The following is a 14,855-nucleotide window of genomic DNA, read 5'->3' on the forward strand; positions in this document are numbered from 1 at the left end:
AGGATAATTATAATCCATTTGTCCCTGTCTTTTGTGAAAAATACTCATAATACTTTTTTTAGATTAGAGGGACAATAAAAGCAATATAGGATTTTTCGGGTTAATATTTCGGTTGGTGAGACACCAACCGATAGGGGAATGGCCGGCCAAAACCATACCGGAGAAATTACCATCTGCGATTCGCATGAGTATGGCCTGGTTCATAATCCTTTCGACAAGGATTTTATCAACCAGCTGATTATAAAATATTTGAAAACCTTTACTCATTTTAAAGATAACAGCATCATCCAAACCTGGAATGGCATTTATCCGAAAATGAAAAACGGCGAAACCGAACTGGTTATGGCGATAGCACCAGGTATAACCATTATTAATGGTTTAGGCGGTAACGGTATGACTTTATCTTTTGGATTGTGTGAGCAGGTAATCGGTGCACGGTTTAGTTCACAAACCTTGTAGGTTTTATAATCTGTAAGGTTTACCCTTTCCGTTGTTTTCTGACATCTGGATATTTAGGGATGGCAATTTCAAAATTAAATACTTCAGCTGGCTGAACTTCAAGTGCCTTGCATACGGCAAACAAGCCACTAACTGAAATATTGTTTTCTCCCCGCACAATACGGTAAACCTGGCTGTAGCTGAAGCCAGTCCGATCCTGAATATCTTCCAAAGTAATTTTTTTCGACTGGGAAATTTCCCAAAGCCTTGCCCTGATGAGTACTAAAATCTCCTTATCAATATACTGTTCAGCCATTATTGACAAAAAGACTTTAATAATTAAATATTTATTATTCCAAATTTGGAATAATAAATAATGAAAGCTATATTCGTGTATTATAACTAGGTATTAATAAAAGTCTTGCAACTACAGAATCTGACGCCGTTGAAGCAAGACAGCAGTTTAATACCCATATCTATGTGTAGTTGTATATATTTGTACATCGAAATAGATGTGGGGCTGCTGTAAATCCATTTCAATGTAAGGCGTCAGAAACTTTAATGTAGTGATGGTTTGCGGCCTCACATGTATTGTGAAAGCTGATTTGTCAAGGCTTGTATTTGATCAATATAAGTATGAACCCACAGGTAAAACAAGTACAGTTAAATTCCCCGCTTCATCCCGGCGCGGCACTTGGTTTTACGTTCAGCTTTATGTTTAAACATCCCATGTATGGTCATCATCCCCAAAAATGTCCTTTCAATTATTTGTTTGCTTTGAAACCAAAAAATCCTGTTTAGTTTAGAGCACAATCCCTGCGCTGCTTTCACATGCTGATTTAGAGGTATAACAGCGGTGAAGCAGCCGGGTTTTGTGAAACTTGAAACAAAACCAGGTAATTTGTTAAAACAGCATCAGGCGCTGGCGGTATCTGCTATTTTCTTCACAGGACATACAGGTACATCAATCATTTGGAAAAATGCAGGCATTTAAAATTTAAGGGCGAACCCTAAATATGTGTTTATCCTGCGCTTATTGCAGGGTAACACATTTTAGGTTATGCATCATGCTGCATAAATAACAGATACAGCCATTAGCATACCACCGGCGGCATGCCTGTTGTTAAAACCTAAGGCAATACCAAACCATAACCTAAGCTTTCAGCACATTAAAACTGCGGTAATTAAAACCTGCTGGTTTCTTTCTTTAAGAAAACAGATCGCGCAGGAAAATTAACCAGGCTTTACCGGCTGAATTAAAACAAACCATTATGATTCAAAAAATAACGGCAATAGCCGTAAGGGCATGGCTATGCCTTAAAAATTTCAGAAAAGAAAGCATTAAACGCATAGCTGCGGATGCCATTTCAGACCAGATTACCAGGCATCAGGCACCCATCATCTTCAGCAAGAAAATAGCAAGGGGGCAGAAACGTTCTATACGCTCACGTGAATTGAGTTTGCTGGCCGAACTCTCCTTTGCAGAAATTAAACTGGAATGGATTAAACGAAGCAAAGAAATCACTATCATACTACTTTTTTTCTGCTGCTGCGCTACTATTCCTACAAATGCACAAAATATGGCAGCAGAGATTAAGCCACAGCAGGTTGGCAGCAAATTACCAGAAAGCTTCTGGACACAGGAGCACCTGGTGTATGCAAAAGGAAAAACCACCCGGCAAAGCCTGCTCCGATATAAAAACCAGTTATTGATTCTCGATTTCTGGGCAACATGGTGCAGCAGTTGTACCCATAAGTTTAAATACATGGATAGCCTGCAGAAAGAATACGAAGGGCAGGCCATAGTACTGCTGGTAGACGCCAAAAGCACCCGCGATACACCTGAAAAGATTGTCGCCACCATGAAGCGCTTTAATGATCAGCTGGTAACAGTTATGGCTGATACTACATTAAGCAGATATTTTGTGCACGGCACCGTACCACATTATATCTGGATAGCCGGCGGATATATCCTGGCCGCAAGTGGAAGTGAATTTATGCAGAAGGGAAACTTTAATGCCATTCTCGATCGCCAGCAACGCTTAAAAGGAAGCACTCCATAAACCATCAAAATTTCAACTAAACCAAACAAATTATGAAATCTTATATTATCGCCCTCCTGATTTTCTTTTGTAGCATTGCAAATTCAAGGGCGCAACAGCGGTTTACAGGAAGCGTTGTGAGCAGGGCTGATGGAAGTGCGTTGCCAAATGCCACCATCATTATTGATCAGGGGAAATTAAATGTACAAAGTGACCGTAACGGACAGTTTTCTTTAGGTTTAAGCAGCGGGCCTCACCATTTTAAAATCAGCCTGCTTAATTACAGCACGTTAGATACGGTTATTCGTTTCGCTGGCCAATCTGTTCGTTTTGAATTGATACCGGCTATACATCAGCTGGAAGAAGTAACCGTAAATACTGGTTACCAAAAAGTGGGTAAGGAAAAATTAACGGGCGCTTACCAGCAAATTAGTGGCGCTGTACTAAATGAACAAGTGGGCAGTAATATTATGCGCAGGTTGGAAGCCGTGGGTAACGGATTAAGTGTAGACCGTGAAAGCTTTAATCGGGAGCGCATTAATATCCGCGGTGTAAGCACATTCAGTGGACCAGGAAATGTACTCGTAGTTTTGGATAACTTCCCTTACGAAGGCAGTCTGGATAACCTGAATCCGAATGATGTGGAGAGTATCAGCATCTTAAAGGATGCAGCAGCTACTTCTATATGGGGCAGCCGTGCAGGTAACGGTGTCATTGTCATTCAAACTAAAAAAGGTAAATACAATCAGCCACTCAGCATCAGTGCCAATTTAAATCAAAGCTTTAAGCAGGCACCTGATCTTTACCGGTTGCCGCAAATGAGCAGCAGCGATTTTATTGATGTAGAACTGAACCTTTTTCAAAAAGGGTTTTACCTGGCCAATTATACTAGTCCAAACAAGCCGGTACTCTCTCCGGTGGTAGAATTAATGTATAATAATACCATTAGCCAGGCAGATAAAGACCTCCGTATTGCAGAATACCGAAAAAAGGATGTAAGGGATGATTTTACAAAATACTTTTATCAAAACGGTTACACACAACAATACTATGTGCAGGCTGCATCAGGCGGGAAGGGTTTCGGGTGGACCACCTCGGCAGGTTATGACCAAAGCCGTTCTGAATTAAATGTAAAAAGCGATCGCCTCAGCCTGCGCTATGGCCTTAATTTTAACCTGCTGCAAAACCTTAAGCTTGATTTAAGCCTGCTATACACCGGAAGCAATACCTTAACGGGCAAAACAGGTTATGGCAGTATTACCTCTGCTACCGGCAGCCTTTATCCGTATGCCAGCTTTGCAGATGAAAACGGTAATGCCCTGCCAGTAGCTAAAAATTATAGCCTGAATTATATCAATAGTTTAAACGGATTGAAATTGCTGGACTGGCATTATTATCCGCTTAATGATGATGCCTATCAGCAAACTAAAGGCCATTTTGATGATTTAAATATCAATACAGGGTTAAACTATAAATGGAACGGCCTCTCGGCTACACTCCTTTACCGCTTACAAAGGCAATCGGGCAATAGCAACCTGTTGCAGGAAATGGGCAGCTTTACCACACGTAATCTGATTAATGCATTTACGCAATTGAGCAATACCGGCACAGCTGTTTATAAGGTTCCGCCGGGCAGCATTAATGATCGTTCTGCATCTTTACTCCGGGCGCAGGATTTAAGGGCACAGTTAAACTATACTAAAAAATTTGCTGCTCATGGTATTGATGTAATGCTTGGTGCAGAACGAAGAGAACAAATAAATAATGGAGATCATTTCAGAAGTTATGGTTTAAATACCAATACCCTGAGCATTACACAGGTAGATTATACCACCGCCTTTCCGAATTATGTTACTGGTAGCAGTTCCTATATTCCTGATCGGCAGGGCATCAGTCAAACACAAAACCGTTATGTAAGTGCATATGGCAATATCAGTTACGATTACCGTGAACAATATTTGCTGTATGGAAGTGCACGCAGGGATGCTACAAATTTTTTCGGGATAAATACCAACGATAAATGGAAGCCATTATGGTCGGCCGGTATCGGATGGATCATTTCAAAGGCTGGGTTTTACCATTTGAAAGCCATCGATTTTATGAAACTGAGATTAAGTTATGGCTTTAGCGGCAATGCCGATCCGAACCAGGCTGGGCTTACCACTATACAATATGTAGGTACATCGGTTTATTCACAGGCACCATACGCCATTATTGACAAAAAAGCCAATCCGGATTTGAAATGGGAAACCGTACAAACGATTAACCTTGGCCTGGATTTTAATGCGCTGAGCGGTCGCTTATCGGGCAGTATTGACGGCTACCTTAAACGGGGGAAAGATCTTTTGGGGGTTTATCCGGTAGATTATACTACCGGAGTGGGCAACTTTATTACTAAAAATGTCGCCTCAATGGAAGGAAGGGGCATTGATCTTCAGTTAAACAGCCTTAACACCCAAGGATTATTAAAGTGGCAAAGTACCTTAAACCTCAGTGCCAATAAAACAAAGGTAACTGATTATTACCAGCTTAGTAATAGTGCTTCCGATTGGGTGGGCAGCACAACAGCCAACATTAGTGGTATTGTGGGCAGCCCGGTTTACAGTATCTATGCCTTTAAAAGTCCGGGGCTTGATGCTGCCGGTGATCCTATAGCCTTTCTTAAGGGGGAGGTTAGTAAAGATTATGGCAAGATTACGCAAACCGGTACTTCGCTGGATGAACTTAAATTATTTGGTTCTGCACTGCCAACGGTTTTCGGCAATTTGCAAAACCGCTTTAGCTATAAAGGTTTTAGTTTACAGCTCAGCCTAAGCTTTAAACTAGGATATTATTTCAGGCGTCAAAGCATCAATTACAGCAGATTAGTAAATAGTGGCGTTGGCCATAATGATTATGGCTTGCACTGGCAGAAGGCTGGTGATGAGTTAATTACCGATGTTCCGGCTTTTATTTATCCGAATAATTCAGCACGTGATGCTTTTTATGCTGGTTCTGAAGCTTTGGTAGAACGGGGTGATCACATCCGTTTCCAATATGCCAACCTGGGTTACAAATTACCCGGGAAATGGCTTGGAAAGGCCATTCGCGATGCTGAATTTTATTTGAATACCACTAACCTCGGTATGCTCTGGCGGGCCAATAAAAAAGGAATCGATCCGGATTATGCCAGTCCGACCATACTACGCCCTGCCAAAACCATATCTGCCGGATGCAGAATTAACTTCTAAAGGAATAAAAGATGAAAAGATATCAAAAAACAATGTTCTACCCGATTATGGGATTTTTAATTCTTCTATGCTTTTCTGGCTGTAAAAAATATCTGGATGAAAAGCCCGATCAGCAGCTGGCTACGATTGAAACAACGGAAGATATGCAGGCGCTGCTGGATTACTATCTTAAAATGAACTTTAATGATCCGGGCGTAGCCAATTCATGTACGGATGATTATTATGTAACAAATGAGGTATTCAATGCCCGTACTGAACAAGACCGGAATCTTTATCTGTGGAAGGCGGAAAATAATTTTGCACCTTTATCCCTGCATTGGGCATCCTCTTTTGAGACGATTTATATCTGCAATGCTATATTGGATGCCATTGCGCGAAATGGAAATCGCATTACGCCTCTTGATAAAGTGAAACACATCGCAGCCCAATCCCGTTTTCACCGGGCAAGGGCTTTTCTGAATGTAATTGGCATCTGGACAAAAGCTTATGACCCGACTTCGGCGCCATCAGATCTGGGGATCCCGCTGCGGCTTGATGCAGATTTTAATAAAATATCTTTCAGGGCCAGCCTGGCCGAAAGTTATAATCAGGTATTGAACGACCTTAAAGCTACAATCGCAGATTTGCCTGTTAAAGATATTTCTGCCACCAGGCCATCTAAAGGAGCAGCTTATGGTTTATTGAGCAGAACTTATCTTCAAATGAGAGATTATGTGCAGGCTGGCCGATATGCCGATAGTGCCTTGCAAATTCAGAAAACATTAATGGATTTTAATACCTTAAATGCATCTGCAAACTTCCCTGTTGCACAGCAAAATGCCGAGGTTCTTTTCGATAGCCAGGCAGTAGCCACTGCAACGGGAAGCCAGGCCAGGGCATTGATTAATCCGGAACTTTATAACCTGTATGCCGCTAATGACCTTCGTAAAACTATATTTTTCAGAACAAATGGAAATGCTTATATTTTTAAGGGTTATTATGCCGGTGCGGCATCTATTTTTAATGGCGTGGCCACTGATGAACTTTTGTTAACCAGGGCTGAGTGTTTAGTAAGACAAAACAGGGTCACCGAAGCACTGGCAGATTTAAATCTTCTGTTGCTTAACCGATACCGGAAAGGAACCTTTTCTCCATACACCGGCCTTACACAAGCGGCTTTACTGGCTTTAATTAAAGTTGAGCGGAGAAAGGAGTTGCTTTTCAGAACCTTGCGCTGGGGAGATATTAAACGCTGGAATGCGGAGGGTGATGGTATTGTACTAAGCCGAACCGTAAATGGCGAGAAGACTATTCTAGAACCTAACAGCTTACGATATGCCTTACCGTTGCCTGAAGATATAATTGCTTTATCAGGGATGCAGCAAAATCCAAAATAAACCAGTCCTATAGGTTTTTGAGAAAACCTATAGGACTTCATGTTTACATTTTATTCGGCTTCTTTTTTATAAATGGCCGCGTTGGTAATATCAACAGAAGAGGGAAACATTGAAGTGTTATGAAGGTAAGTATCCAGCTCATCCTTTGTATTGATGCTTTCATCAACTCTTAACACGCAAGGAAGATCTAAGCCATTTGCACAGGGTGATTCATTAGGTTCGCTAATCTGCGTATAGCTGGCGCCATTGCGGATATCGTTTAAGCTTCCCGATTCATACTGCCAGTAGGTATAACTTTTTTTTGAAGCTGAAGTAAAAGCGTTTAATGTGATTAAAAGGCCGAACCCCATCAGGGCTACAAGACCTAAACTTAATTTTTTTAAATTCATGGCATGTTTAATTTTAGTTTAAAGTTTTAATCCTGATCGATGTACATTGGCCTGGCCATGCCACATCAGTTGTTTAGTTTTTTTGGTTTCCTCCTTTCTGTTTGATTCGCAATTCTTAAAAACCAACAATTCTTTCCAGACACAATGAACATTATTATGCCTGGCGATTGCTATACTAAATTCGCTGTTTTCTCTATAAAAAATTCGGCTGTTTATTTCAAATGGGTTATTACAGGTACCAGAAGAGGTATTGTATTTCTGAAAGCTGAGAATAGAAGTACCTATCTTTATTAAGCTGAACTTTTAAGGGTCAATATGTAAGCTTCTCGGCAGCTTTTCCTTGGCAATCCATATTTTCCAAACAGCTTTTTTTGGAAAATATGGTTTAATTTTTAAATTTATAAAACCATTATGTACCTCTGTTTTAAGGAATATGAAGTGATGATGGGCGCCCTGTTTTTTATCCGAAACGCTTTCAATTTTCCTTATTCATGGACGAAAAATTACAATGTATTGTTGTTGATGACGATCTTGAGGCGATCAATATACTTTCTGCACTTCTGCAGGATCATCAGTGCTTCATCCTCCAAAAAAGCTATACTGATCCGCAACTTGCCCTCAGGGATATACTGCTACAAAACGAGGTTATTGACATCGCTTTTTTAGATATTGATATGCCGCTACTCTCCGGGCTGGAACTGGCTAAACGGATTCAGGGAAAAGTTCGGTTTATCGTTTTCGTAACTGCCTTTCGCGAATATTCCTTAGATGCATTTGAAGTAAATGCGATGCAATATTTCATTAAGCCTGTTACGGCAATTAATCTGATTGATACCTTCACTCAGATTAATCAACTTCAGCATTTTCATCAAAAAGATGTGCGCTTAATAGCTGATGTAACGGATGACGGACTATATATATTGACAGGTGTAAAAGGTCAATACCTCAGGTTAGATGTAGCCAGCATCATTTTATTTAGTGCAGAGAAAAATCAGGTTCATGTTTATACAACAAAAGCTGATTATGTAGTGAGCGCCGGGATTGGCAGGGTTATGAACGACCTTAAAGGTGACAAGCGGTTTATGAGAATACATAAGTCGCATATCATTAGGTTAAATGCCATCAAGAATGTATCCGCTAACCTTGTTTATCTTCAAAATGATTATATGGCGTCAATTAGTCCGCAATACCGAACTGCTTTTTTCAATTATATTCAGCAAAAAATACTCAAAAACCGGCCATAACCGGTTTTCAAATCGTAACCATAAATAACAATACTAAACTTTAATGCGTGGTGAGTACGCTCGTGGTAATACTGGTGTCTGTAGATGGTTTGTTTGTTTCCTTCTTTCTTGATTTAAAAACAAAAACTGTTTTTGCGCCTAAATTGCATTTTGCTTTTTTCATATAGATCTGAATAAATAATAGAAATGGAAATAAATACTGCAAATGGTTTCTATTTCCGCTGCGAACTTAATTGGATGGTGGAATAAAAAAGATAAATTATGACCAGATGGCATATTGATCATACGAAACTGAATATGAGGGTAATCAGGAAATTATTGAGATTGGTAAAAAATTATCGTATTCATATAGTCTGCTGGATAGTTTTTATACTATATGAAAACTTATTGCTCATCGGGATGGAACTTCAAATGCCTGATTTAAAAGCTTTAGTTTTTCATTCGGCCGCAAATGTTACTTTTTTTTACGTTTTTGCCAGGGTGATTTTAAACTGGGCATGGCGATCTGATTTCCATGACTGGTGGCGAATTCCTTTTGGTGTAGCTGTTAGTTTAATCGCTTTTATGTTGCTGAAATTTTTGTTAGATGATGTAATATTAATTCAATATGAGGTAAAGCAAAGTTCAGCGCGTAGCAACATCAAAATATTTTCAGGTTACCTGTACCGTGGTGTGTTTTTTATGCTTTGTGCATTAGGCTACTGTTATTTATTCAGGTTTATTAAAGAACGTCAGCAAAGGCAGATGTTACTGGAGTCTTATTTTAATGAGCTTACCTTGTCATCCAATGGCAAGAGCCCCTTGCAACAACGGCTTCCCGGCTTATTGTATACACATCAAAATATGCATCACCTGTTTAGTTGTTTAAATTTTATTTATTTAAAGCTGGCGGATAAAGATCCTGATCTTGCCCTTTTCTCTTATTTTTCTACAGATTTAGTGCGCTATTATATTGATCCGGATACGGCGAAGAGCACTAAGCTGGAGAAAGAATTAGTTCTGGTTAGCAACCTGATTAAAATGGATCAGATCATGTTTCCCGAAAAAATGCCGTTGCGTTTAAAAATCGAAAAGGGAATAAAAGATATGGATGTTTCCGCTACGGCATTAATTCCGCTGACGATACTTTTGCTCCGCTTTTCAACTGCCAAGATCAAAAGCCAAAGCAACAGAGGTGAGTTTTCTATTTTGATGTTAGATGGACAATTGTGTTCAAGAGGGAGTGATATTCAGTGTATTGAGGATTCGGGTAGTTTAAAGGTAGCATTTGAACAATTAAAGGTTCAAATGCTTACTTACAAAAAAGAGATGGTAAGGTTTGAATATGAAATTATTCATGATACCTTAAATTTTGAGGCTGTATTTTAGCATCAGCAAGTAGTATAATTAAATTTGCGGGTTTAAATACATTCATTTAATCTGCAATGAAATAGCCCATGGTTTATTCTAAAAGTTACCCCTGCCTTATCTCGTTTTAATCTGCTTGATGGACATTTAAAATAACCCAAGCTTATGCTAGCAGAGGACATCATATTTTATTGAGGTTGCCAGGAATAAATTTATAAAACTTACGGTACATTTACAGCAGGATTTTAAATACAATTTTTGTAAATATTTTTTTTATTTCTATAATAAAGTTTGTATCTATGTGTAACAAATCTGTTTTGTAAATAAACCAAACGCTCAAACTCAATGCAATACGCTCATTCTTTATCTGCTTTCGTTATCCTTACGCGCCGTTTTTTTGTCAACGCCACTTAACGTTTTGTTTTTAAGGGGTTATGCCTTTTATTTATAAATATTAGCCTTTTAGTCAGGATTTATAATCACTTCACGTTTAATAATAAGCTGCTTTCGTTTATCAATTTCAGATAAAATTAAGATCATCTCATTATATAGTCATCTAAATTTTTATTTCTAATTTAACTCAATCAATTGTGAAAAATCTATTATCAATTATCCTTCCGGTGCTTGAAGGAATGGAGGAATCTCCGTTGAAACAACAACTGCTTACTTATTTTCCGCAACAGGAAGAACATTTTACGACCATCGAAGAAAGTTTTACCAAACTGACGGCAATCCCGCATGACAGGGACCATCTTAAACCCTTTTTCCATAGCTGGAGCCAAACCAACAACAGTGCTGTTACTGTTGCCGGATTAAGTAACCGCATGACGATGCTGATCCATAAAAATGCACCTGTAGCCGATGAGGCTCAACTTTTCAAATCAGTGGCCAATTTAAACAGAATTGTGGATGAAGACCTTGCTGTAGTAGGAAAGGTATTACATTCTGATTTGTTTTATACGATGGCTACCAATACATGTGGTGATGATGGCTGGTTATTAAGGCAATACCTGGATCCAAGTGCCCGTACTTTTAAATACTGGAAAGACCAGAACTCGTTGCGCAACAAAGATTTAATGATTGGCTTATTAACCACGCTTGTACATGAAATTTACACACACGGTGAAGTAGAATTTATATTGCCTAAGTTTACACGTTGGCTGGAAGATGATTTTGGTTTCGATAAAGATACGTTAAAACATACCCTGGCCTGGATATCCGTACACTGCGGCCCAACAGAGAAAAACCATTTCTTTTATGCCGTGAATGCCATCAATCACTATGTAAAAGCGATGAATGTAAGCCTGGCTAATTATGACCTCCGTGAAATTGTTGCCGATTATTTAAGTAAAAAAGCAGCCGTAATGGAAACTATCAGTGCCAGTTTAGAACCGGTGATGGAAGAAATTGCTTAAGGAATGACAGGCGAACTTATAGCAGGACACACCATTTGTAGCAGCGATTTCCTGAATGAAATGCTGATCAAATACCTGGGTGAAATACCATGTAACGGGGCCGATTCTTTTTCGCCGGTGCCTGTTGCGGTTGAACGCAGGGAAATTTTGCGGATGGAACAGTTATGCAGGATTTTGAACAAGGCATTAACAGGTATTGTAAATGCCTACTTTGAAGATGAAAGGATCCGTGCCATTTATAACTTCGATGAAGAACTGAATCGTATTTTGCAAATGGCACAAGCACTACCTTATGAAGTGGGTATGTACCGTCCTGATTTTTTACAGGCAGAAGATGGCGGCATTAAAATTTGTGAAATAGGTGCCAGGTATCCTATTAACGGATGGATGATCAGTTATTACCTTAATATCATTACTGAAGCTGGTACAAAAGGTCAGCTGCCATCGCTGGAAGCTGTTCCTGCCCAGCAGGATTTTATAGCCAGCATTTTTGATCAATTTAGCAGCAGTACGCCTATTGTGTTGGTGCACGACCGTGAAAAGGGGACTGAAGTATTTTACCTGCTGGATGAGTTAGGTAAACAGGGGCTGGATTACCTTTCTGCAAGCCCCTCGCAACTGACGCATCAAAACGGAATCGTCATGTTAAATGGCCGGCCTGTGAGTCAGTTTATTTTTGAAATGGACCGGGAGGAACTGCGCAATTTCGATCCGGAAGTGTTGAAACTGATTATCAATCAGGGCAACTACTTTAATGATGTGCGTACGCTGATTCTGGTGCATGACAAGCGCATCCTGGCGGTTTTGTATGATGAAGCGATGATGTCGGATCATCTGTCGGAAGAAGAATACCGATTTTTAAGGTCTTTTCTGATCCCGACCTACGACCTGCATAGCGCTGAGAAAAGGGCAGAAGTAAGCCATTCACCGCTAAACTGGGTATTGAAACGCAATAGCGGTGGCCGTGGGATTGATATGTTTGTAAAAAATGACTGCGACGCCGGGGTTTGGACAGCTATTATCGATAACCAATGGCCGGAATATATGGTGCAACAATATGTGCCGCAACGCTGGTTTAAGTATGGCAGTGGTTCGGAGCAGACTATGATCAATCTGGTGGGGATGTTATTGTGTTATAATGGCCACTCTTTTGGCCCGGGCCTGTTTCGTGGTTCAGCAGAGCATGTAGTTAATGTTCACCAGGGCAGGGGCGTAATTTTCCCGGCCATGATGTCTGAATCATCTGTATGACGCATGCTGTAATCATTCCCTTATTTAATAAAGCGGCCTACATTGCTCAAACGCTGCAATCACTCCTCCGCCAGCACAAACTGCCGGAGGAGTTGATTATTGTGGATGATGCCAGTACAGACCATGGTCTTTCCATTACCCGTGAGTTTTTGCATCATCATACAACTGAATTTGGCGCCTGCCGGATACAAATAATTGAGCTGCCAGAAAATAAGGGACCAGGCCATGCACGCAATGTTGGTTTTGCGGCCAGCAGCAGTACACTGGTCAGTTTTTTGGATGCAGATGATGAATACCATCCGCGCTTGCTTGAAATGGCCGCCGAAGCATTCAGCAGACATGAACTCGATTTTATGGTACTCAACATCACCTTTATGCCCGGCAGGGAAATATACCCTGATCTGGATCCCTTAAAACAATACATTGAACCCATTGCACCGGATCTTTATCTGATTCAGGACCCTTTAAGGGCAGTAAGTTCGCCACACTTCATTATGGGGGTGGGGAGCAATGTCATCACCAGAAGAAAATGGATTAATGGTCACTACTATAGTGCTGAAGCACAATTAAATGAAGGTATTGATTTCTGGTACCGGGTGCTCAAAGGAATTGTGAACAATGTGCCGGGAAAAATAGCCCTGCAAACCGGGGCTTATCTTTATGTGAATGAAGTGCCGGGTAGCTTATCGCGGAAAAACTATACGCATTTTAAGCAGGTTGAACTGCCACCGGTAATTTCAAGGTATATTAACAGCAGTGATAAGCATGATCGCTTATTGATGGGTATGATTGGTGAACGCTGGTATAAACATGCCTTGCAAAATTTGACATCCAACCATCAGAAAATGTGCTTTGTATGGTATCACCGTCGGTTTTTGAAACCATACCTGGGCTATTTGCTGCTTAAAATGAATTTTAAATCATGAATGATACTCTTCTTCAAGCGCACTATCAGCTTGTGCGCCGGTCTGAACTGTTCAAATCCCACTACCAGGATTATGAGGCCTATCAAAAGGCCCCGCTAATCGGGAAAAAAGAACTGATCAGGCAGTTACATGAAAACTTTGATCTGCATCAGGAGGACAAAGGTGTTTACCTGGTGCGATCTGGTGGTTCTACCCAGAAGCCGTTGGTTTTTCCTGTAGACATTGCCGAAAACCTGGAGCAGCGGGCCGTACTGGCCAAAGTCTTAAACCAGGCTGGGGTATTTACGCCGAAAACCATTGCACTCAATCTGTTTGGCTACATGGATATGTACCGCACGGCCGCCATTATGGATGACCTGCTGGAAAGGTGCAGTTCAACCACCCTGGTGGCCAGTGCCAGCCTGCCCTATGAAGATGCCTATCATATGGCGCAGCATTTTAAACCCAATTTATTGCTGGGTACGCCTTCCAAACTATTTCTTTTTGCCCAATACCTGAAAAAAAATCAGCTTCATTTATCCATAGAAAATCTTTTGTTCGGGGGAGAATTCCTGCCGCCATCGCATATCGGGGTTTTTGAACAGATCTTCGGCACCCGACAGATTTATTCACTGTACGGTTCAGCAGAAACAGGCATCTGGGCCTGGTGCGATTACAGCCACTCTCCGTCGTTATTCCGGGTGATTGACGGCCTGGTAGTTGAAGTACATGCGCCTGATGCTGATGGTTATGGCAATTTGCTGGTGAGCAATTTGTTCCGGAAGCGTTTCCCTATTTTTAGATACAATACCGGTGATGCGGGCAAATGGATTGATATTAACGGACAACCTTACCTGGAGTTAAAAGGTCGGGAGCATCAATCGTTTATGTTTAACGAGTGCAATTATGACCTGGATGATTTTAAGGCTGTTTTAGCGGATGTGGAAAGGTTCCAGATCCAGATTATTCCAGGTGAAGGGCATACGGGCATAAAATTTTTGCTGGTAACCGATTTTATGGATATGGCCAAAGCAGAATATATGGAACTAAAACGTCAGCAGCTCTATGAAATATTTGGTTACCAGGTGAAAAATTTAGAAGTTTTAGTAAGCAATGATCTACAGCTTTATACCAATGAAACCACGGGTAAAACCCCTGTGATTGTGGATCACAGGGATTGATTGCAACAGTATCTTGGCTACTAATTTTATTTCTATT

Annotated in this window: 13 protein-coding genes; 10 read left to right on the plus strand and 3 right to left on the minus strand. The window is 40.6% G+C overall.

The window, feature by feature from the left end:
* Nucleotides 1-138: 138 nt before the first annotated feature.
* On the plus strand, nucleotides 139-459 hold the full coding sequence (locus tag OQX64_RS18795) for an FAD-dependent oxidoreductase (protein WP_265819920.1): 321 nt from the start codon (nucleotides 139-141) through the stop codon (nucleotides 457-459).
* 19 nt (nucleotides 460-478) lie between these two features.
* On the opposite strand, the gene OQX64_RS18800 is transcribed toward OQX64_RS18795, so the two are convergent.
* Entirely contained in the window at nucleotides 479-754 is a 276-nt protein-coding gene (locus OQX64_RS18800) for a helix-turn-helix domain-containing protein (RefSeq protein ID WP_088299537.1), read from the minus strand.
* 955 nt (nucleotides 755-1,709) lie between these two features.
* On the opposite strand from OQX64_RS18800, the gene OQX64_RS18805 reads away from it, so the two are divergent.
* The 3 genes from OQX64_RS18805 to OQX64_RS18815 are packed head-to-tail and all read left to right on the plus strand — an operon-like array spanning nucleotide 1,710 to nucleotide 7,086.
* Nucleotides 1,710-2,501: a TlpA family protein disulfide reductase gene (locus tag OQX64_RS18805; protein ID WP_265819921.1), complete on the plus strand. Its 792-nt coding sequence runs from the start codon at nucleotides 1,710-1,712 to the stop codon at nucleotides 2,499-2,501.
* Nucleotides 2,502-2,533: 32 nt separating this feature from the next.
* The gene (locus OQX64_RS18810) at nucleotides 2,534-5,710 is read left to right on the plus strand and encodes a SusC/RagA family TonB-linked outer membrane protein (RefSeq protein WP_265819922.1); all 3,177 of its coding nucleotides are present in this window, start codon (nucleotides 2,534-2,536) and stop codon (nucleotides 5,708-5,710) included.
* A gap of 11 nt (nucleotides 5,711-5,721) precedes the next feature.
* Nucleotides 5,722-7,086, plus strand: a complete 1,365-nt coding sequence (locus OQX64_RS18815) for a RagB/SusD family nutrient uptake outer membrane protein (protein ID WP_265819923.1) — start codon at nucleotides 5,722-5,724, stop codon at nucleotides 7,084-7,086.
* 50 nt (nucleotides 7,087-7,136) lie between these two features.
* On the opposite strand, the gene OQX64_RS18820 is transcribed toward OQX64_RS18815, so the two are convergent.
* Complete coding sequence (locus OQX64_RS18820) at nucleotides 7,137-7,475, minus strand: hypothetical protein (protein ID WP_265819924.1); 339 nt, start codon at nucleotides 7,473-7,475, stop codon at nucleotides 7,137-7,139.
* A 491-nt stretch (nucleotides 7,476-7,966) separates the two neighbouring features.
* Here OQX64_RS18820 and OQX64_RS18825 point away from each other — a divergent pair, with 491 nt between their 5' ends.
* A complete protein-coding gene (locus OQX64_RS18825; RefSeq protein ID WP_265819925.1) occupies nucleotides 7,967-8,719 on the plus strand; it encodes a LytR/AlgR family response regulator transcription factor in 753 nt (250 codons plus the stop codon).
* A gap of 40 nt (nucleotides 8,720-8,759) precedes the next feature.
* Here the strand turns inward: OQX64_RS18825 and OQX64_RS18830 are convergent, their stop codons facing one another.
* Nucleotides 8,760-8,882 carry a hypothetical protein gene (locus tag OQX64_RS18830; RefSeq protein WP_256387648.1) on the minus strand — a complete coding sequence of 41 codons (123 nt, stop codon included), beginning with the start codon at nucleotides 8,880-8,882 and terminating at the stop codon, nucleotides 8,760-8,762.
* A 98-nt stretch (nucleotides 8,883-8,980) separates the two neighbouring features.
* Between OQX64_RS18830 and OQX64_RS18835 the strand changes: the two genes are divergently transcribed.
* From OQX64_RS18835 to OQX64_RS18855, 5 genes are all read left to right on the plus strand, one after another.
* Nucleotides 8,981-10,087 carry a hypothetical protein gene (locus OQX64_RS18835; protein WP_265819926.1) on the plus strand — a complete coding sequence of 369 codons (1,107 nt, stop codon included), beginning with the start codon at nucleotides 8,981-8,983 and terminating at the stop codon, nucleotides 10,085-10,087.
* A gap of 569 nt (nucleotides 10,088-10,656) precedes the next feature.
* Entirely contained in the window at nucleotides 10,657-11,481 is an 825-nt protein-coding gene (locus OQX64_RS18840) for a hypothetical protein (RefSeq protein WP_265819927.1), read from the plus strand.
* Between the two features lie 3 nt (nucleotides 11,482-11,484).
* Entirely contained in the window at nucleotides 11,485-12,732 is a 1,248-nt protein-coding gene (locus tag OQX64_RS18845; RefSeq protein ID WP_265819928.1) for a hypothetical protein, read from the plus strand.
* The gene (locus tag OQX64_RS18850; protein WP_265819929.1) at nucleotides 12,729-13,658 is read left to right on the plus strand and encodes a glycosyltransferase family 2 protein; all 930 of its coding nucleotides are present in this window, start codon (nucleotides 12,729-12,731) and stop codon (nucleotides 13,656-13,658) included. Before OQX64_RS18845 ends, OQX64_RS18850 begins: the two co-directional genes overlap by 4 nt.
* A complete protein-coding gene (locus OQX64_RS18855; RefSeq protein ID WP_265819930.1) occupies nucleotides 13,655-14,818 on the plus strand; it encodes an AMP-binding protein in 1,164 nt (387 codons plus the stop codon). Before OQX64_RS18850 ends, OQX64_RS18855 begins: the two co-directional genes overlap by 4 nt.
* The last annotated feature ends 37 nt before the right edge of the window (nucleotides 14,819-14,855 follow it).

Origin of the sequence: Pedobacter sp. GR22-10 (assembly GCF_026239715.1) — a bacterium.
GTDB lineage: Bacteria > Bacteroidota > Bacteroidia > Sphingobacteriales > Sphingobacteriaceae > Pedobacter.

Coding starts and splice junctions, on each gene's coding strand:
- OQX64_RS18795 (WP_265819920.1), top strand. CDS start 139: ATGGCCGGCCAAAACCATACCGGAGAAATTACCATCTGCGATTCGCAT.
- OQX64_RS18800 (WP_088299537.1), bottom strand. CDS start 754: ATGGCTGAACAGTATATTGATAAGGAGATTTTAGTACTCATCAGGGCA.
- OQX64_RS18805 (WP_265819921.1), top strand. CDS start 1,710: ATGATTCAAAAAATAACGGCAATAGCCGTAAGGGCATGGCTATGCCTT.
- OQX64_RS18810 (WP_265819922.1), top strand. CDS start 2,534: ATGAAATCTTATATTATCGCCCTCCTGATTTTCTTTTGTAGCATTGCA.
- OQX64_RS18815 (WP_265819923.1), top strand. CDS start 5,722: ATGAAAAGATATCAAAAAACAATGTTCTACCCGATTATGGGATTTTTA.
- OQX64_RS18820 (WP_265819924.1), bottom strand. CDS start 7,475: ATGAATTTAAAAAAATTAAGTTTAGGTCTTGTAGCCCTGATGGGGTTC.
- OQX64_RS18825 (WP_265819925.1), top strand. CDS start 7,967: ATGGACGAAAAATTACAATGTATTGTTGTTGATGACGATCTTGAGGCG.
- OQX64_RS18830 (WP_256387648.1), bottom strand. CDS start 8,882: ATGAAAAAAGCAAAATGCAATTTAGGCGCAAAAACAGTTTTTGTTTTT.
- OQX64_RS18835 (WP_265819926.1), top strand. CDS start 8,981: ATGACCAGATGGCATATTGATCATACGAAACTGAATATGAGGGTAATC.
- OQX64_RS18845 (WP_265819928.1), top strand. CDS start 11,485: ATGACAGGCGAACTTATAGCAGGACACACCATTTGTAGCAGCGATTTC.
- OQX64_RS18850 (WP_265819929.1), top strand. CDS start 12,729: ATGACGCATGCTGTAATCATTCCCTTATTTAATAAAGCGGCCTACATT.
- OQX64_RS18855 (WP_265819930.1), top strand. CDS start 13,655: ATGAATGATACTCTTCTTCAAGCGCACTATCAGCTTGTGCGCCGGTCT.